Annotated in this window: 12 protein-coding genes; 7 read left to right on the plus strand and 5 right to left on the minus strand. The window is 67.7% G+C overall.

The annotated features are described in order from the left end of the window. Positions 1-2 precede the first annotated feature (2 nt). Positions 3-695, minus strand: coding sequence for a DUF1349 domain-containing protein (locus tag ACQHGV_RS04000; protein ID WP_440979519.1), 693 nt, complete (start codon positions 693-695; stop codon positions 3-5). Positions 696-791: 96 nt separating this feature from the next. Between ACQHGV_RS04000 and ACQHGV_RS04005 the strand changes: the two genes are divergently transcribed. Further along, entirely contained in the window at positions 792-1,343 is a 552-nt protein-coding gene (locus ACQHGV_RS04005) for a TetR/AcrR family transcriptional regulator (RefSeq protein WP_440979520.1), read from the plus strand. 90 nt (positions 1,344-1,433) lie between these two features. On the opposite strand, the gene ACQHGV_RS04010 is transcribed toward ACQHGV_RS04005, so the two are convergent. From ACQHGV_RS04010 to ACQHGV_RS04020, 3 genes are all read right to left on the minus strand, one after another. After that, on the minus strand, positions 1,434-2,720 hold the full coding sequence (locus ACQHGV_RS04010) for an aminotransferase class V-fold PLP-dependent enzyme (RefSeq protein WP_440979521.1): 1,287 nt from the start codon (positions 2,718-2,720) through the stop codon (positions 1,434-1,436). Continuing rightward, a complete protein-coding gene (locus ACQHGV_RS04015; protein WP_440979522.1) occupies positions 2,720-5,122 on the minus strand; it encodes a TonB-dependent receptor plug domain-containing protein in 2,403 nt (800 codons plus the stop codon). Before ACQHGV_RS04015 ends, ACQHGV_RS04010 begins: the two co-directional genes overlap by 1 nt. A 389-nt stretch (positions 5,123-5,511) precedes the next feature. Next, a complete protein-coding gene (locus ACQHGV_RS04020) occupies positions 5,512-7,614 on the minus strand; it encodes a TonB-dependent siderophore receptor (RefSeq protein WP_440979523.1) in 2,103 nt (700 codons plus the stop codon). 205 nt (positions 7,615-7,819) lie between these two features. On the opposite strand from ACQHGV_RS04020, the gene ACQHGV_RS04025 reads away from it, so the two are divergent. From ACQHGV_RS04025 to ACQHGV_RS04040, 4 genes are all read left to right on the plus strand, one after another. Continuing rightward, on the plus strand, positions 7,820-9,559 hold the full coding sequence (locus ACQHGV_RS04025) for a M14 family metallopeptidase (RefSeq protein WP_440979524.1): 1,740 nt from the start codon (positions 7,820-7,822) through the stop codon (positions 9,557-9,559). Between the two features lie 305 nt (positions 9,560-9,864). After that, positions 9,865-10,611: an ABC transporter ATP-binding protein gene (locus ACQHGV_RS04030; protein WP_440980133.1), complete on the plus strand. Its 747-nt coding sequence runs from the start codon at positions 9,865-9,867 to the stop codon at positions 10,609-10,611. Next, positions 10,608-12,047: an ABC transporter permease gene (locus tag ACQHGV_RS04035; protein ID WP_440979525.1), complete on the plus strand. Its 1,440-nt coding sequence runs from the start codon at positions 10,608-10,610 to the stop codon at positions 12,045-12,047. The genes ACQHGV_RS04030 and ACQHGV_RS04035 overlap by 4 nt, the downstream gene beginning before the upstream one ends. Next, positions 12,044-13,303 (plus strand): ABC transporter permease, encoded by a 1,260-nt coding sequence (locus tag ACQHGV_RS04040; protein ID WP_440979526.1) that lies wholly within the window; start codon positions 12,044-12,046, stop codon positions 13,301-13,303. Before ACQHGV_RS04035 ends, ACQHGV_RS04040 begins: the two co-directional genes overlap by 4 nt. Here ACQHGV_RS04040 and ACQHGV_RS04045 read toward each other — a convergent pair. After that, positions 13,293-14,732: a PLP-dependent aminotransferase family protein gene (locus ACQHGV_RS04045; protein WP_440979527.1), complete on the minus strand. Its 1,440-nt coding sequence runs from the start codon at positions 14,730-14,732 to the stop codon at positions 13,293-13,295. The two genes, ACQHGV_RS04040 and ACQHGV_RS04045, sit on opposite strands and share 11 nt — an antisense overlap. An 81-nt stretch (positions 14,733-14,813) precedes the next feature. Here ACQHGV_RS04045 and ACQHGV_RS04050 point away from each other — a divergent pair, with 81 nt between their 5' ends. Beyond that, a complete protein-coding gene (locus ACQHGV_RS04050) occupies positions 14,814-17,576 on the plus strand; it encodes a M16 family metallopeptidase (protein ID WP_440979528.1) in 2,763 nt (920 codons plus the stop codon). Between the two features lie 85 nt (positions 17,577-17,661). Further along, entirely contained in the window at positions 17,662-19,956 is a 2,295-nt protein-coding gene (locus ACQHGV_RS04055; protein ID WP_440979529.1) for a TonB-dependent siderophore receptor, read from the plus strand. Positions 19,957-19,969 lie beyond the last annotated feature (13 nt).

The raw sequence follows: 19,969 nt of genomic DNA on the forward strand, positions 1-19,969 counted from the left end.
GATCAGCTCAGGTCGTGAAGGTCTTTGCCGAGCGGCGCGGTGATCGTCAGGTCGGAGAAGCGGACGGCCAGGCCGCTGCGTTCGGGCGTGCAGGCCATCGGCCCGACCTGATAGGCGGGTGCGACCGGGAAGGGGGCCAGCCGGACGAGCGGCCACGTCTTGCCGTCCGCCGAGACCTGCAACCGCAACACGCCCCTGGCGACGGTCGCGCGCATCCAGAAGTCGCTGGCATCCTGCGCATAGGGACCGGTCGCCCAATCCGATCGGCCATCGGTCAGCACGCTGCTGAGCATCGCCTGTCCGTCCGACAGCTCGATCCCCGCCTTGACCCAGCGGCGTTCGTCGACTCGCACCATGATGCCCGCCTGATCATAGAGCTTCTCATAGCGACCCCGGATGCGGAGCTGCGCGGTGAAGGCGTCCGTCGCCGGAAATCCCAGGAAATGGCCGCTGCCGCGCGTGAAGCCGTAATGGGTTTCCCGCCAGAAATCGGTGCCCTGGTCGGTCGTGAGCGTCAGGTCGCCGCTGCCGTCCGTGCTCCATTGGCGCGGCGCGTTCAGCCAGCGGCCGTCGCGCCGGCCCAGGATCGTGCGGCCCGTGGGATGCCCGCCATCCTTCGCCTCCGCCAGAGCGGGGATCGTCAGGGCGGCGGCACCGCCGATGATCGTCCGGCGTGACAGCGTAGCCTCCTTCATGCGTATCATCCTCTTTTGCGCTAGGGCGGGCTTTCGTCCGCCGCGTTCGGACGGCATGTGTACATTTGTACACATGTAATGCAATGGAGTTCCGGCATGGCCGATCGCGTGGCACGGCGAAACGACCCCGAACGGCGGCAGCGGATCGTCGACGCGACGCTGGACGTCATCGCCGAACATGGCGTGCCCGGCACCACCCATCGCCGGATCGCGGCGGCGGCCGGCGTGCCCTTGGGGTCGGTGACCTATTATTTCGCCTCGCTGGAGGAATTGCTGACCGCGGCGTTCCTGCAACTGGCGGAGCAATCCTCGGCGGCGTTCGGTGCGCGTATGGCGGAGGCGAGTGACCGCGACAGCGCGCGCGCGGCGATCATCGACATCATCGCCGGCTCGGTCTGGGCGGAGCCGCGCACCCTGTTGCTCAGCTATGAACTCTATGCCTTCGCCGCGCGGCATCCGCCGGTGTCGCGGGTGATGCAGCGCTGGATGAACAACAGCCGTGCGGCGCTGGAGCGGTTCTTCGACCCGCTGACCGCGCGCGCGCTCGATGCGCTGGTCGAGGGGATCGGCATCCATAATTCGATCGATGCCGAGCCGCTGGACCGTGAGGCCATCCGCCAGATCGTCGAACGGGTCGCGCCAAAATAGATCCTCCCCGGGACGGGGAGGGGGACCATCGCGAAGCGATGGTGGAGGGGGCGTGCGGCGAGGGACGTCCTATACCGAAGCCCCCCTCCGTCAGGCCTGCGGCCTGCCACCTCCCCGTGCCGGGGAGGATAAAAGGTCCGGCAGCGCCGCCGCCAGGCGATCGACATCGGCCATGCTGGTGAACAGCGCCGGCGTGACGCGGATGCAGGCGCCCTTGGCGGGACCGGTGCGGTGCACCGTGAAGACCCGGTGCTGGTCCAGCAGCGTCCGGGCCAATGCGGCATTGCCGGCGGCATCGGTCACGCCGTCGATCCGGAACGACGTGATCGCGCCGTGCAGCACCGGATCGTCGGGCGTCAGGACGCTGATGCCCGGGATCGCCCGCGCCCGTTTCACCCAGCGATCGCGCAGCGCGCGCAGGCGGGCGGCGCGTGCGGCCCGGTCGATGCGATGCTGAAAGGCGAGCGCGGCGGGCACGGTCAGCCAGGACGCATAGTCGAGCGTCCCCGTATGCACCCGCGCCATCACCGTATCGGGGCCACCGGGCTCCTCCGCCGGATCGCGGTCGATCCGCGCCAGCGCCGACCGGCGAATATGAAGAATACCGACCCCCAGCGGCGCACCCAGCCATTTATGCCCGTTCAACCCGACGAAATCGCAATCCAGATCGGGCAGCGCGAAGTCGAGCTGTTGCCAGCTATGTGCCGCATCGACGATCACGTCGATCCCGCGCGCCCGCGCCATCGCGGCGATCTCACGCACCGGGATGACCAGCCCGGTGCGGTGGCTGAGATGGGTCAGCAGGATCAGCTTCAGCCTGGGCTCGGCCGTCATCGCCTCGGCATAGGCGGCGATCAGGCTGTCGCGGGTCGCCGGCTCGGGCAGGGCGATGCGGCGGACACGCACGCCGCGTCTTGGCCCCAGGCTCTCCATACAGGCCTGCATGCTGTCATAATCGAGATCGGCGTAAAGCACCGCATCACCTGGCGACAGGCGGTTATAGCCCAGGATCAGCGCCTTGAGCGCCTCGGTCGCGTTGCGGGTGAAGGCGATCTCGTCCGCCGGCACGCCCAGTTCGACGGCCACCGCCGCGCGCGCCGCCGCCAGATCGGCGAGCATCCCGCGCCTGGCATAATAGCTGGTGTCGCGGTTTACCCGCGCGACCGCCTGTTCATAGGCGGCGCGCACCGGCCGCGCCATCGCGCCCCAATTGCCGTTCTCCAGCTGAACGACATCGCCCGGCAGGTCGTATTCGCTCGCGACCTTCGCCCAGAAGGTCTCTTCATCGGGCGAAGGACGGGCGGGACCGGCGGCGCGGACCGGCAGGGGAAGGGTGGCCGCCATGCCACCGGCCAGCAACGCGCGCCGATCGATCATCAGAAGGTCAGCCCCAGACGGACATAGTAACGCCCGCCATCGGTATCATAGGGGGCGTTGCGCGAGTAGATCAGGCCGCGATTGGCCTGGTTGGTCGCCTCGTCGGGATAGGTGCCGAACAGATTTTCAGCACCACCCCGGATCGAGATATTGGGCGTGAGGCGATAGGTGACCGATGCATCGAACAGCGCGATGCCGTCGAAGCGCTGGAACAGCTCGCCGGTCGCATTGCCGGTCACGTCGGTCCACGGACCATAATAGCGCCCGCGCAGCATCACGCCGACCGGACCAATGTCATAGCCCAGCGTGCCGGTCGCGTTGTGACGCGGCAGCCGCTCTTCGAAGATGCGCCGCTGCGTCGCATTGGCGATCGCCGCGCTGGTGCCGCTGCGCACCGTCGTGCGGTTGTAATTATAGGCGAGCGTCGCGCTGGCGCGGCCTTCGCCCAGTTGGCGGTTATAGCCGATGACGACATCGACACCGCGCGTGCGCGTGTTGAAGTCGTTGGTGAAATAGCTGATCGAGGTGAAGCGGTTGGGGTTGGGCAGGCTGGCCGGGATGGCGATGGTCGCCGACTGGCTGAAGCGGTCGTCGACATCGATTTGATAGAGATCGACCGTCGCGCTCAGCCCGACATGGGTCTGCACCGCCAGCCCGATGGTGGCGTTGCGCGATGTTTCGGGGCGCAGCGGCTTGGCCCCCAGCGCGACGGCCAACGGATCGCTGGGCGCCAGACGACCCTGGTTGAACACCTGCAACGTGCGCGTGTCGAGCCCCTGGCTGACGACGCGGGTGTTGAGCTGCGCCGGGGTCGGTGCGCGGAAACCGGTGGAATAGGTGCCACGCAGCGCCAGCCATGCGACCGGCTCGACCCGCGCCGACAGCTTGTAGGTGAACTTGTCGCCGAAGCTGGAGAAATCCTCGTACCGCCCCGCCGCGCCCAGCGACAGCAGTTGGATCGGCCGCCATGCCAGATCGACATAGCCGGCATGGCTGGTCTGGCTGAACCGGCCGGCCTGTTGCGGGCCGAAGCCCGGGAAGCCGTTCGAATTGGGCGCCAGCCCCGTCGCCGCGCCCGGCCCGATCGCATAGGAGGCCGGGTCGCCGGTGCCGACGACATAGCGCTCGATCCGCCGCTCGCCGCCAAAGGCGATGTTGAGCGGATCGATCCCGCCGATGGGCAGGCGATAGACGAAGTCGGCGTTCAGGTTCGTCTCGATCTGCGTCAGCCGGCCGAGATAGAAGCTGGTTGGGCTGTTGGGGCCGAGCGAGGCGTTCAGGCTTTCGCGCATGGTGTAGTCGATGCGGCTGCGGCCCGACGACGCGCTGACGTCGTAGGAGAAGGCGTCGGACAGCGATCCGCGCACGCCGCTATTGGCCTGGATGTCGGCAAAGCGGGTGCCGAAGCGCGGGGTGAAGCCGACCGGATAGATGCGGCGGAAGCTGAACCCCGGAAAGGCGCTGCTGGCGTTGTAGACGCTGCCGGTCCCCGCCGGATTGCGCCAGTTGAAATCGGTGACGCCTTCGCCCTGCTGGACGGTGCCGAACGCATAGAGCGTTGCACCCGGCATCAGGTCATAATGCATGTCGACCGCGCCGCGCACCCGCTCCTCATCGGGCTGGCCCCAGCGCTGGACCGGGTTGGGCACGACAAGCGTCGGGTTCGCCGCCTGGAAGGTCAGCGCGTCGGGACGCTGGCGGGTACGCGAGGTCGCCTCGGAATGCTCGAACTGGCCGGTGAAGACGATCGCACCGCGATCGTCCAGCGCGATGCCGCCACGCGCACCCGACTGATAGTCATTGCCGTCGCCGGCATAATATTGGCCGAACTGGCCATAGGCTTCCATGCCGGCCGTGTCGTCGAGGATGATGTTGATGACACCCGCGATCGCATCCGATCCATATTGCGCCGAGGCTCCGTCGCGCAGCACCTCGATGCGCTTGATCGCCAGGCTGGGGATGCTGGCGAGGTCGGGCGCCTGCGCGCCGCGCGTGCCGAGCAGCGCCGAGCGGTGATAGCGCTTGCCGTTGATCAGGACGAGTGTCTGGTCGGCCGACAGCCCGCGCAAGGTGGCGGGGCGGACAAAGGCCTGGCCATCGGCGGCGGGCAGGCGTTGCACGTTGAACGAGGGGAGCAGCTGCGCCAGCGTGTCGTTCAGGTCGCTCGACACGCCCGAGCGGATCAGCGTTTCGGGCAGGACATCGACCGGGGCCAGCGTATCGAACTGCGTCCGGCCGCGCTCGCGCGTACCGGTGACGATCACGTCGTTGCCGGTGGCGGCGTCGGCGGCGGGCTGGCTCTGTTGCGTCGTGTCGTCATCGGTCGGCGCGGACTGGGCCCAGGCGGCGGGCGCGAACAGGATATGCAGCGCCACGACGGCGCTGGCTGTCTTGAATGTCATGGTGAAGCCTTCCCCCGGGGCTGCTCGCTCGGCGCCCATGGGCCGGGCCAGTAGGAAGGGAAGGTTTCACCTGCGTGACGAATATGCGGCGGATCGGTGAACGCCGCCCGTTAAGGGCGATCGACATTCATGGCGTCATTCCCTCGCCCCTCGCAGAGGGGAGAGGGAATGGCGGAGCTTGCCAGCGTGCTGGCTAGCGCAGCTTGGGTGAGGGGTTGAGCGAGCCTTTGGCTCGCGCGCGCTGTGTGCGCTCACCCCTCACCCAGCTCCGACTAAGTCTTTGCTCTGGCAAAGACCAAGTCTGCGCAACCCTCTCCCCCCAAAGAGGGGCGAGGGACATGAAAGGCATGTTCGAATGTCGATCCGGCTTAAGTGGGCCGCGCTCTTCGTCAAATCTCCATGCGCAGCGAGGCGCGCACGGTGCGGGGTGCGCCGGGATAGATCCACAAGGCGCTGTACGAACTGGCGGCATAACGCTGGTCGAGCAGATTGTCCGCCTCCAGCCGGAAGCGCAGGCCCTGCACGACCGGTGCCTCGATCGCGGCCTTCACCTTCACATAGTCGGGCAGGACGATCGGATTGGCGGTGAGCGACCCCGCCCGGTCGCCGACATAGGCGACACCGCCGCTCAGCTGCCAGTCGCCGCGCGTCGTGGGCACGCGGTGGACGACCAGCAGCGTGCCCGAATGTTCGGGCACGTTGAGCACGGCGGGCGTCGGGAAGGTGGCGTCATCGGCCTTGGCGTCCAGCCATGCATAGTTGGCGACGATCTGCCAGCGCTGGCCCAGCCGGGCCGAGGCGTCAAGTTCGATGCCCCGGCTGACCATGCTGCCGACCGGCGCCAGGAAGTTGGGATCGACCGGATCGGTGGTGAGAATGTCCTTTTTGCGGATGTCGAACCAGGTCGCGGCCATGTCGATGCCCGGCAGCTTGGCCGCGATCCCGAATTCGTAGCCGCGTCCGGTCTCCGGACCGAAGCCGTTGCCGTTGCGGTCGGTGCCCGTGTTGAGCGAGAAATTCTCACCCCAATTGGCATGCACCGCGATGGCGTCGGTCACGCGGTAGCGCGCGCCGACCCGGAAATTGACCGGCTCGTTGATGTTGCGCCCGGTCGAGCCGGTGTTGTTGTTGACGATCTTCTGGCGATAGGGATCGATGCGCGCGCCGCCGACCAGGGTCAGGCGGTCGGTCACGTCCCACATGTCCTGCACATAGAAGGTGCCTGCCCAGCGGCTTTCGTCATTGTTGGTGAAGGGCCGCAAAGGCGCCGCGGTCGAACCATAGACCGGGTTGAACAGGTCGATGGCATAGGGGGCCGCCGCCGACGGATTGATGCGCATCCACCGCTCGTCATAGAAAAAGCGATAGCCCTTCACCCCGATGCTGACCCGGTGCTGCCCGATCTGGCCCGCCAGTTCCAGCCGGGCGGACAGGTCGTCGACGCTGAAATCGCGCGAGCGGCGCTGCCGCCACAGCGACGTGCCGACGATGCGCGACTGGTCCGCCGACAGGCCGCGCAGCGTGCCCTTGCGCCAGACCATGCCGCCGTTCAGCGTCCAGCCGCCGCCCAGCTCGGCGAGGCCGGTGATCTGATGCTGGTTGTTGCGCGACTTGGTGATGCCGTTCGACGGCTCGCCATAATAGTTGGACAGGGGCAGCGCGTTGGCATCGCCGTTGATGGCGGGGATGCCGCGATCGAAGGGCGTGTCGAACTGGCTGAACTCGCCGGTATAGGTCAGGCGCAGCGCCTCGCTCGGTTGCCAGGTCAGCGAGGGGGAGACGACGCGGCGGCGCAGCGTGACGGTGTCACGCCACCCGTCGCTATCCTCGCCCGCGACCACGATGCGTGCGGCCAGCGTGCGCGACAGCGGGCCGGTCGCGTCCAGCTCGACCCGGCGCGTGTTGAAGGAGCCATAGCTGACCATCGCATTGGCATGCGGGGTGAAGCGCGGCACCTTGGTCACGATGTTCACCCGGCCGCCGGGATCGACATCGCCGAAAAGCGCGCCGGCCGGCCCCTTCAGCACCTCGATCCGCTCGGTCGTGGCGGGATCGCGCGGCGGGGCCATGCCGCGATTGGCGAGAAAGCCGTTCAAATAATATTCCGCGCCGCCATCGGGCGTGCCGAGGAAGCCGCGCACCGCGAAATTGTCGATCACGCCGCCACGGTTGTTCTGCTGGCTGAACCCGCTGACCAGTTCGAGCGCGTCGCTGAGGCGATAGGTGCCCGCCGCGTCGAGGATGTCGCGCTCGATCGACCGGCTCGACTGCGACATGCGCTCGGTGACGCGGTCGGACGACTGGGTGCGGTCGACGGTGCTGCGCGTGCCGAGCACGACGATGTCGCTGCCGCGCGATTCGTCCTGATTGGTGAAGCTCTGCTGATCCACCGCCTCCTGCGCCTGGGCGGTGAGGGGCAGGGCACCCAGCGCGAGCACCCAGGCCAGGGCGGAGATCGACCGATGCGGCGGGCGGGACAGGACAGGGGACATCGGAACTCCAGGCGATGGCACGGGATCGACACCATGCGGTTGCGGTATGTTGCAACGTCTCATAATAGGGTTCTGCCGCAACGCAACCATGTCGAACGGGTGCGGTGGCGCCGGGATCGTCCCGGCGGGCCGCCCCGGACATCACATCGGAAGTCGATCCTTGTTTTCACGCGTTAGCCCGATTTTGGGCCTGTTGCTTTCCACGATGACCACCGTCTCCTTCGCCCAGGATGGGCCAGCACCGCTGCCGCCAACCTTGCCGTGGTCGGGCAAGAGCGAGACGTTGATCGCCAGGCCGGGCGATCCCTGGATCACGCCGGCCGAGGCCGCCGGTTTCAAGACGACGCCGCGTTATGCCGAGGTGCGCGCCTGGCTGGAGCGGCTGGACGCCGCATCGCCGCTGATCACCCTCGCCACGTTCGGTCGCACGACCGAGGGGCGCGACCTGCTCTATGTCCGGGCGAGCAAGGGCGGGGCGGGCAAGCCGGTCGTGCTGGTGCAGGCCGGTATCCATTCGGGCGAGATCGACGGCAAGGACGCCGGGCTGATGCTGCTGCGCGACATCGCGCTGCGGGGGAAGGCGGACCTGCTCGACACGGTCGATCTGGTGTTCGTGCCGATCTACAATATCGATGGCCATGAACAGATGAGCGCCTACAACTTCCCGCATATCCGGGGGCCTGCGCAAAAGGGGCGCGACGCCAACGCGCGCAACATCGACCTCAACCGCGACTATGGCAAGATCGACGCACCGGAGACGCGCGCGATGATCGGGCTGATCCGCTCGCTCGACCCGATCCTCTATATCGACTGCCATGTCAGCGAAGGCTTCGACATGCAGTATGATGTCACCTTCACCTATGCCGGCTGGGGCACCTATGCGCGCCACCGCGCGACCGCCGACTGGCTGGAGGGGCGGTTCGGCCTGGCGGTGACGAACGCGCTGACGGCGGCGGGGCATATCCCGATCAAATATCCCAGCCCGATCGACACGCGCCAGCCGGACAAGGGCATCCGCCAGAGCCCCGAGGGGCCGCGCTATTCGACCGGCTATGGCGACTTCATCGCCATGCCGACTGTGCTGGTCGAAAACCACATGCTCAAACCCTATCGCCAGCGGGTGCTCGGCACCTATGTCCTGCTGGAGGCCGCACTGAGGATCGCCGCGACCGATGCGGACCGGATCGCGGCGGCCAAGGCGCAGGACCGCGCGAGCCGTCCGGCCACGCTCATGACCCGCTGGACCCCGGCGGCCAAGCCGATCGGCTGGATCGAGCGGTTCAAGGGCGTGGGCTTCGACACCTATATGTCGCCCGCCTCGGGGCGGATGGAGCAACGCTGGAACGGCAAGCCCATCACCTTCCGCATGCCGATCATCGGCCAGACGCCGACCGAAACCGTCCGCCTGCCCAAGGCGTGGTGGGTGCCGGCCGCGCAGACCGAGGTGATCGACCGGCTGCGTGTCCATGGCATCGCGTTCGAGACGCTGGCGGCACCGCGCACCCTGACGCTCGATCGGGTGCGTCTGGTCGACCCCAAGCTCGGCCAGCCGCTGGAGGGCCGCTATCCGATCACGGCGGGCTTCGTGCATGAGTCTGCTCGGACAGAGATGCCGGCCGGCAGCGTGCGGGTGCCGGCGGACCAGCCGCTGGGGCTGCTCGCGGCGGCGCTGCTGGAGCCCGAAAGCCAGGATTCGTTCCTGGCCTGGGGTTTCTTCCCGGAGATGCTGGGCGCGGCTCCCAATACCGACGCCTTCGTGCTGGCGGCGCTGGGCGACAAGCTGCTGGCGACCGATCCGGCGGTGAAGGCGCGGTTCGAGGCGAAGTTGCGGGCCGAACCCGCCTTCGCCGCCGATCCCGATGCGCGGCTGGCCTGGCTCTATGCGCAGGCGGGGCCGGGCCATCCCTATCCGCTCCGCTACCCCATCGCGCGCGAGGTGGAGTGACAATTTTCCTCCCCTGCAAGGGGAGGGGGACCAGCGAAGCTGGTGGAGGGGTGTCACCGGTTGCGAGGATGGTCGTACCTCGCCAACCGTGACACCCCTCCGTCAGTCCTGCGGCCTGACACCTCCCCTTGCAGGGGAGGATGAGTGGTCGGCATGAGATGATACAAAGTAACTATTGCATGCCCCACGCCGCCGGGTAAAAGACCGGCATTCGGCGCGTAACGCGCTGGAGGTGTTGCGGAATGGTCGCCATCCGGGCGGCGCGCATGCCTCGACCACCGTGCTTCGGCGCGACGCCATTGATGATGCAGGAGACGGCGATGCCGAACCCGAATAGCGAAATCCTGATCGACGCCGTCCAGCTGTCCTATGGTTCGCACCATGTCCTGAACGGCCTGTCGCTGAATGTCGCGGGCGGGGAGGTCTATGCGCTGCTGGGCGGCAATGGCGCGGGCAAGTCGACGACCCTGTCGGCGCTGCTGGGTTTCGTTCGTGCCGATGCCGGGCGGGTCGCGGTGGGCGGGATTGATCCCGCGCGCGATCCCGATGGGGCACGGCGTCGCATCGCCTATCTGCCCGAGAATGTCGCGCTGTACGAACATCTGAGCGCGGTCGAGAATGCCGATTATCTGCTCGCGCTGTCGGGCACGCCGCGTGCGCGGGCTGCGATCGTCGAGGCGCTGGCGGCGGCCGGGTTGCAGGAGCGCGCCTATGACCAGCGGCTCGCCGGCTTTTCCAAGGGGATGCGGCAAAAGGTCGCCATCGCGGTCGCCTTGCTGCGCGAGGTGCCGGTGCTGCTGCTCGACGAGCCGACCTCGGGCCTTGATCCACGCGCGACCTCCGATTTCAATACGCTGCTCCACGCGGTGCGCGACCGGGGCACCGCCGTGCTGATGGTCACGCACGACCTGCTGAGCGCCGCCGATGTCGCCGATCGCATCGGCTTTCTGGAGGGCGGGCGCATCGTCGAGGAGGTGGTGGCGGAGGGACCGGCGCGGTTCGACGTGCGCGGCCTTCGCGATCGGTTCGCCGGGCGGGCGCTCGCGGCATGAGCGCCGTGTCGCTGATCGCGCGTGATGAATTGCGGCTGATGCGGCGCAACCGGGTGGCGGTGACCGCTGTCGTCCTGTTGGTCATCCTGACGCTGGTCGCGGTCGTCACCTCCTGGACGCATCAACAGGGGATCGCCGCCGCACGCGCGCAGCATCAGGCGCATGCCGACCATGCCTTCGAGGCGCAGCCAGATCGGCACCCGCACCGGGTCGTGCATTATGGCCATTTCATCTTCCGGCCGCTGGGGCCGCTCGCCGCCTTCGATCCCGGTGTCGACGCCTTTACCGGCAACAGCATGTTCCTGGAGGGGCATCGCCAGAACACCGCCAATTTCGGCGATGTGCGCCAGAGTTCGCCGCTGATCCGCTTCGGCCAGCTGACCCCGGCCTTCGTGTTGCAGGCGGTCGCGCCCTTGTTGCTGATCTTCCTGGGCTATGGCGCGGTGGCGCGTGAGACCGAGCGCGGCACGCTGCGCCCGCTGATGCTGCAGGGCGCGTCGGCGCGCGCGATCGTGCTGGGCAAGCTGCTGGCGCTGGGATCGGTGGCACTCTTGATCGCGGTGCCGGCGATGATCGGCTTTGCGCTGATCGCGGGGCAGGCGGGGGCCTATGCCGGGCCGATGGCGACGATCATCCTCGCTTATGCCGCCTATCTTGCACTGTGGGTCGGCATCGTCACCTTGGTGTCGATGCTGGTCCGGCGGCGGCGTGACGCGCTGCTGGCCCTGCTGGCGGTCTGGGCGGTCACGGTGGTGCTGTTGCCGCGCGTCGCGCCCGAGATCGCCAATCGCGCCTATCCGCTGGCCAACCGGTTGCAGACCGATGTCGCCATCGCGCGCGACCTGCGCCGCCTGGGCGACAGCCACAATCCCGACGATCCGCATTTTGCGGAATTCAAGAAGGCGACGCTAGCACGTTACGGCGTGACCCGCGTCGAGGAGCTGCCGGTCAATTACAAGGGCCTGTTGGCGCTGGAGGGCGAGGCGCTGACCAGCCGGCTGTTCGATCGCTATGCCGCGCGCGACTTCGCGGCGCAGGCGTCGCAGAATGCACTGGTCGGGGCGATCGGGCTGGTCAGCCCGGCGATCGCGCTGCGCCAGACGTCGATGGCGGCGGCGGGCACCGATTTCGAGGGGCATCGTCGCTTCCTCGAACAGGCCGAGGCCTATCGCTACGACCTGATCCAGCGGCTGAACCGGTTGCAGGCCGAGGCGGTGACCTATGCCGACGATACCGCCGAGGATGCCGGGGCGGACAAGCGCAAGCGGATCACCGCCGACCACTGGCGCAAGCTGCCTGAGTTCAGCTTCCGCGCCGCAGGCCCCGATGCGCTGGTGCGCGCCAGCCTGCCGGGGCTGGCGGTGCTGTCCGGCTGGCTGGTGGTGATCGGTGCGGCGCTGGTCCTCGCGACCCGTCGTCTGGGAGCGCGTCGATGACCCTGTGGCGCCACGAAACACGGCTGCTCCTGCGCTCGCGTTTGGCGCAGGCCGCGCTGATCCTGATGGCGCTGCTCAGCGCGGCGGCGGTGGCGGCGGGCATGGCTGAAGTCGCGCGCCAGCGCGCCGCGATCGATGCCGTGGCGGCGGCGCAGGCCGAGGATATCGACGCGGTTGCCGACTATGTCGATCGCACCAAGGATGCCGGGAGCGCGGCCTATTACAGCTTCCACCCGACCTGGGATTCGCCCGCCCCGCTGGCCTTTGCGGCGATCGGGATGCGCGATGTCGCGCCCTATATCCTGCGCGTCCGCGCGCTGGGGCTGGAGGCGCAGATCTATGACGGGGATACGTTCAACCCCGAACTGGCCTTGCCGGGGCGGTTCGATTTCTCTTTCGTGCTGGTGTTCCTGGCGCCGCTCTTCGCCATCGCGCTGTTCCACGACCTGAAGTCCGGCGAGCGCGAGGCGGGGCGGGCACGGATGCTGGATGCGATGCCGGGTGGACGGCGGTTGTGGTTCCGCCGCGCGATGGTGCGGTTCGCGCTGCTGCTCGGCGCGCTGATCGTCCCGTTTCTGGTGGGGGCGATCCTGTCCGGGGTCGGCGTAGGTGCGATGCTGCTGATCGTCATTGTGGCCGCGCTCTATCTGCTGTTCTGGACCGGTCTTGCGGCCCTGGTCGCGCGGCTCGGGCATGGCTCGACCGCCAATGCCGCGACCCTGGCGGGCTTGTGGCTGATGCTGGTGCTGGTCATCCCGACCTTCGCCAATGTCGCGATCAACCGCGCGGTTCCGGTCGGGCAGGGGAGCGAGATCGCGCTCGCCCAGCGCGAGCGGGTCCATGCCGCCTGGGAAATCCCGCGCGAGGAGACCATGCGCCGCTTCTATGCCAGCCACCCGCAATGGGCGGACTCGCCACCCTTGCCGCAGGCTTTTCATTACAAATGGTATTTCGCCTTCCACCAGCTGGGCGACGAAAGCGTGGCGGACCGCGTGCGCACCTATCGCCAGGGGCTGGAACGGCGCGCGGCGATCGCCGACAGTCTCGGCTGGGTGCTGCCCTCGGTCGGGGTGCAGGCGTTGCTGACGCGGCTGGCGCGGACCGATCTGGCGGCGCAACTGGCCTATCAGGACCGTATCCGCGCCTTTCACCGCGACCTTCGCGAATTCTATTATGGGTACATGTTCCGCGACCGCCCCTTCGCCAAGGCCGATTTCGCGCGCGCGCCGCGATTTGGCGCGCCGCTCACTCCCTGAGCGATGACAGGCCGTCCGCCAGCGCGTGGAGCGCCGCCTCGCTGGTGGTGGTGACGTTGAACCGCATCTCCGACGAGGAGACGGTGCTGGCGGGGCGGAAATGCTTGCCCGGCGCGCTCAGGAAACCGCGTGCCAGCAACCGCCTGGCCAGCTCCAGCGTGTCGACCCCGCCGCCCAGATCGGCCCATAGGAACAGCCCGCCCATCGATGGCGTCGTGGTGATCCCCATGCCGGCGAAATGCTGGCGCAGCGCGATCGTCCCCTTGGCGAGCTGCCCGCGTATCCGCTCGCATCGCCGGCGGTACAGTCCCTCATCCAGGAAGCGATAGAGCACGCGCTCCTGGATTTGCAGGTTGCCCAGCCCGTTCAGGGGGCGGAAGCGGTTCAGCATGTCCTGATAGCGGTCCCCCGCGACGATGTGACCGACGCCGACCTCGGGCGAAAGGATGCGCGACGAACCGCCGACATGGATGACGCGGTCGAGATGATCGAGCAGCAGCAGCGGCACCACCGGTCGCCCGCCGGTCGCGGGCAACAGGTCGCCTTGGCCGACATCGTCGACCAGGATCATCTCGAATTCCTTGGCGATTTCGATCAGCTGGCGCGCGGTGTGCAGCGATACGCAGTTGCCGGTCGGATTCTGGATCAGCGACGACATCAGGAACATGACCGGGCGATAGCGTTCGCATAGCAGGCGCAGCACATCCAGGTCGGGGCCGTCGGCCTTGCGCGGCACGTGCAGGATTTCGGCCCCTTGCGACAACAACGCGGCGACATGCGCGAAGGAGCATGGGTCCTCGACCAGCACCCGGCCACCGGGCCGGACGAAGGCGCGGATCACCACGCTCAGGCCGGCGATACAGCCCGGCACCGTCATGATCGCGTCAACCGGTACGTCGATGCCGTCCAGCCCCAGCTTGATGCGGATCTGCTCGCGCAGCGGCAGATAGCCGGCGGGATCGCCATAGCCCGTGGTGCGCAGGCCCAAGGAGGCCACGCTCTTCAGGACCCGGTTCAGTTCCTCCAGCGCCGATGGCTCGTGACGCAGCACGCCGCTGCCCGGCGATCGGTCGAGCGGCAGCGTGGAGTGGCACAGCTGGAACGGCGCGAGGTCGACGGGGGCGGTGCGGATCGCCGGTGCCGCGGGCATCAGTGCGGGCGGCGAGACGTAAAAGCCCGATCCGCGCCGGGCATAGATCTGGCCACCCGCGACCAGCTTGTCATAGGCGCGCTGTACGGTGTCGCGGCTGACGCCATGCGTGTCCGCCATGACGCGGATCGACGGCAGGCGCTCGTCGGCGATCAGCACGCCGTCGGCGATGCCCTGTGCGATCGCCCGGATGACCCGCGCGGTCTGTCCGGTCGGGGCATCGGGACCACCGGTCGCTGTGAAAGTGTCCTGGTTGGTCGAGTGGGACAGTCCGGTCATCTTTTCTACTTTTGACCGCAGGAAACGCCGACGGCAATCAGTAATGTTCACGGGATGGCACGAGCTTTTGCAATTGTTGCTTTGACGGCCGCCGCCGCGATGCATGTGATCCCGGTGTGGAGCGCGTTTGCCCGCGAGCGGGTCATGGGCGCGAGCGCAAAGGCGGGGCCCGCCGCGCGATTGCCGGAACGCGCGATCACCGACCCCGTCACCCGCTTCACGCTGCCCAACGGATTGAAGGTCATCGTCCAGACCAGCAGGCGCGTGCCGCTGATCAGTGCGACGATGGTCTATGACGTCGGTTCGAAGGACGAACAACCGGGCCAGCATGGCTATGCGCATCTGTTCGAGCATCTGGCGCTCGACGGCAGCGCGCATTGGAATCAATCGGCGATCCGGTCGGTCCAGGACATGGGCGGTACCGACATGAACGCGACCACGACGCAGGACACGACCGTCTTTTTCGAAACGGTGCCGCGCGCCGCGCTGGAGCGGACGCTCTTCCTCGAGGCCGATCGGATGGGGCATGTCGGCGACGCGCTGACCCAGGACCGGATCAGGCGCGAGGTCGGGGTGGTGCTGAGCGAGAAGCGACAGCGCGGCGGCCAGCCCTATGGCGGGCTGGACGCGACGATCCTGGGCGACATGTATCCGGCGGATCATCCCTATCACCACAGCGTCATCGGCGAGGAGGCCGATCTGAACGCGGTGACGGTGGAGACCGCGCGGCGCTGGTTCGACACCTATTATGGTCCCTCCAACGCCACGCTGATCCTGGCGGGCGATGTGACGGCGGACGAGGCGCGCACGCTGGTCACCCGCTATTTCGGCGGACTGGCGCCGAGGCTGCCGGTCGATCGGCTGTCGACCCGGTCGATGGCGTTGCCCGGCCCGCTGCGCCGCCAGATGTTCCGGACGGTGCCCGACGGGCGGCTGTACGTCACCTATTTCGCGCCGCCGGCGGGGTCGCCCGAGATTGCCGCGCTCGACATGATCGCGCATATCATCGCCAATGGCGCGCGGTCGCGGCTGAACCGCCGTCTGGTCGAGGAACTGCGCATCGCCCAGTCCGCCTTCGTCACCTTCGACGAAGGGCAATTGTCGAGCCGCATGGGCTTTGGCGTGGCGGGCATTCCCGCCGACCAGATGCCGCGCGTCGAGGCGGAGGTCGATGCGGTGCTCGCCCGCTTCGTGGCCGAGGGGCCGACGGTCGAGGAACTGGAAAGCGCACGGGCGGCGCGCATCCAGTATCTGATGGGACTTCAGGCAAGCACGTCGTCCAAGGCCTTTCTGCTGACGCGGGGCGCGCGGCGGAATGAGGACGTCGATTATGCCGAAACCTATCTGCGGCAACTCCGGAGCGCGACGCCCGACAGCGTGCGCCGGGTGGCGGCGGCGGTCTATGGCCGGCCGGGCTATCATCTGGCCATTCTGCCCCGCCCGGCGCTGAAGGCGGTGCCCGGCGGCTATGACCTCGCCAAGGGACCGCCGCCGCTCGGCGCGATGACGCCGATCCCGTTCCCCCCGACCGAGCAGGCGCAATTGTCCAACGGGCTGAAGGTCCTGCTGGTCCCGCGCCCCGGCACGATCAGCGACATGCTGCTGCTGCGCTTCGACCGGGGCGGTAATGCGGGCGATGCGCATGAGATCGCGCCGATCGCGCTGGACCTGTTGGCGTCGAAGGCGAGGACGGCGGGGGCGCTGACCCGGACCGAGCGGATCGGGGCGCTCAACGGCTGGATCGGCGACAAGGTGGAACTGGATCATGCCGATCTGACCTATGCCTGGGACGCCTCGCGGCTGGCCGAGGGGCTGGCGCTGTTCGGGGACGGGCTGACCCATGTCGACATGAACCCCGACGCGCTCGCCGCGCTCAAATCGGCGCGAACCGATGCGCTGCGGGCCGAGGCGATCGACCAGGGCGCGGCAGCCGATCGGGTGCTCGACACCGCCATTTACGGCGCCGGGCATCCCTATGCCCCGCCGGCGACCGCCGCCGATGCGATCCGGCAGGTGGAGGCGATCGATCCGGCGACGGTCCACGAATGGATGCGCGGGCATCTGCGGCCCGACCAGGCGACGCTCTATGTCGCGGCGGACACGGATATGACGACGCTCAAGCCGCTTGTCGAAAAAGCGCTGGGCGGCTGGAGCGCGCAAGGGGCGCCCGCACCTGCGACACCGATCCCGGCGGCGGCGGGGCGGGCGGCCCCCTCGCTGACCGTGATCGACAAGCCCGGCGCGACCCAGACCTATATCATCGCGGGCAAGGCGCTTCCCGCCGCCGACCGGCCGGACGGCATCGACGCCGCCGCGACCTGGGTCGTCAACGAGGTCTATGGCGGCAACCTGACCTCGCGCATCGGGACCAATTTGCGCGAGGGCAAGGGCTGGACCTATGGCATCGGCTCTGGCGTGTACGATCTGCGCGGCCAGCGGCGCTGGACGATCGCGGGCACGGTCGATCGCGATCATAGCGGGGAGTCGGTCGTCGAACTGGGCCGGGAGATGCGGGCGCTGACCGGCACCCGCCCGCCCGAACAGGCCGAGCTCGATCGTATCGCGACGACGGCGGCCAACAGGAACGCCGCACGGCTGGAGGGCAATGGCGATCTGCTGGCCGCGATGGCGGACGCGCGGTCCGCCGGCCTGCCCCATGACGATGTCGTGCGCCAGCCGGCGCGGCTGCGCGCGCTGACGCCCGGGCAGGTGGAGCGGGCGGCCGCCCCCTTCGCCGATCCGGGGACCGTCCATTGGGTCGTGGTCGGCGACTGGCAGAGGATTCGCGACCAGTTCCGCGATGTGAGGCTTGGCGTGCCGGAGGTGATCGAACCGACACGCTGAAGAGCGGCGGCATCCTGACAGAAAACAGGCAGGGGAAACGGGGGGATGCCGCCTTCGATCGTCAAACCAACCAGGGGGGAATTTCATGGTTACTCGTCATATCGTCGTCGCCAGCCTGCTGGCGCTGGCCACCGCCACGGCGCCGGCCATGGCCTGGGCGCAGGAACGCAGCCTGTCGCAGCCGGCTATGCCGCTCGCCCAGGCGCTGCAGCGGATCGCCACCGAATGGGGCACGCCGCTCGACATCGATCCCGATGCAGTCGGCGGCATCATCGCCAAGCCGGTGGTCAATGCGCGCAGCGCGCGCGACGCCGTGGCGCAGGCCACGCGCGGCCTGCCCGTCGCCGTGCAGATCGGCGAGGATGACCGGATCGCGGTCATCAACGACGTCGTCGTGACGGCGCGCCCCAACGAGGCGGAGACCAGCGTGCTGGTGCGCGGCGCGACCAGTTCCTCGCGTCTGGGCCAGTCGCTGCGCGATCAGCCGCGCAACACGCAGGTGATCTCGGCCAAGCTGCTGGAACGGCAACAGTCGCAGACGCTGGCCGAAGCGCTGAGCAATGCCGGTGGCGTCGTCGTCAACAGCGCGACGGTGCAGGGCGGCGTCAGCTTCACGGTGCGCGGGTTCGACTCCAACGGCGCGGTCAACGGCCTGCCTTCCGCCTCCAGCGCCATGTTCGCGGCCGGTACGACGCTGCCCCTCGCCAATATCGAGCGGATCGAGGTGCTGAAGGGTCCCGACGCCATCCTGCTGGGCGGTGACAATCTGGGCGGGACGATCAACATCGTCACCAAGAAGCCCAATGCGGAGGAGCGGCTCCATGTCTCGTCCGACATCGGTTCGTTCGGGCTGATCCGCGGCACGCTCGACGCCAATCGTGCGCTGTCCAACGACAATCGCTTCAGCGCCCGCATCGTCGCGACGGCGGCGACCGCCGACCGCAATTTCGGCGGCTATCGCGGGACCGAGGATTATCTGTTCGCCCCCGGCCTGCGCTACAAGAACGCGACGACCGACATCATCGTCTCGGCGACGCTGGGCAACCAGATTTTCGGCATGCCGCCCTATACCGTGCTGAACACCGCGACCAAGCAACCGTTCGACGTGGCGTTCGATCGCCCGCTGGTCGGCGGCAAGGACCAGGGCGTCCAGATCGAGACGACGCAGTTCAATGCGGAAATCACGCAGAAGCTGACCGACTGGCTGACCGTCGTCGGCCGTGCCCAGCATCAGAAGATCCACTTCACGCTGGCGCAATATTCGCCCTTCGTGGTTCTCAACAATGCCGGACTGCTGCTGATCGCGACGGGCGGCGTGCGACAGACGTCGAAGAACGATGCCTTCGACACCTTCGCTCGGATCACGTTCAATACGGGCGTGGTGTCGCACAAGCTGGTCGCGGGCATGACGCATGTCGATGCGACGGTGGATGCGATCTATGCCAGCGACGGCGCGATGTTCCCGTACAACTTCCTGACGCGACCGGCGCTGCGTCCGCTGGCGGTGAATTTCAACTCGACCGCCACGTCGATCATGACCCAGCGCGGCTATTACGGCCAGTATCTGGTCGGGTCTGGGCCGATCCACCTGATGGCGGGCCTGCGTCGCAACGAGATGAAGTCGCGTTCGATCTTCAACGGGGTTCCTAACAATCCCTATGAGGGCGGCAAGACGGTGCCCAATTACGGCGCGGTCATCGACGTCACCAACCGCCTCTCGGTGTTCGGCACGCTCGCTTATGGCTATATCCAGAACTTCCTGACCGACCGGTTCCGCAACCGTCTACCCGACAACCAGACGCGCAATGCCGAAACGGGCATCAAATGGGACCTGTTCGACAACCACGCGCTCCTGAACGCGTCCTGGTTCAGCATCCGGCAGACCAATTTGATGGTACCCGACCCCATCAATCGTCGTTTCCAGATCGCCATTCCCGGTCAGATCGGCGAGGGGATCGACGTGAATCTCAGCGGCAATCCGATCCCCGGCCTGTCGCTGTCGGCCGCATTCACCCGCACCAAGTACCGCTTCCTCCGGCCGTCGGCGACGCTGGGCGACACGGTCAACGGCCAGCCGCGTGATGTCTACAGCCTGTACGCATCGTATGAGCACAAGGTCGGCGAACGGGCCAAGGCGGGCATCGGCGGCCAGGTCGCCGGGCAGTCGAGTTCTGCGATCGACATGTTCAACCTGTACCGGACGCCGGCGGCGGTGCTCGCGCATCTCAACGGCTTCCTGTCGGTCGGCGATCTTGACATCAATATCGGCGTGCGAAACCTGTTCGACCGCCGCACCTATCAGCCCACGCGTTTCACCAACTATCTTCCGCTGGGCGAAACCCGCACCTGGCGCCTGACGGTCGGCTATCGCTTCTTCTGATCGACGGAACTTC

The sequence above is a fragment of the Sphingomonas pseudosanguinis genome (assembly GCF_052056765.1).
GTDB classification, from domain to species: domain Bacteria; phylum Pseudomonadota; class Alphaproteobacteria; order Sphingomonadales; family Sphingomonadaceae; genus Sphingomonas; species Sphingomonas pseudosanguinis.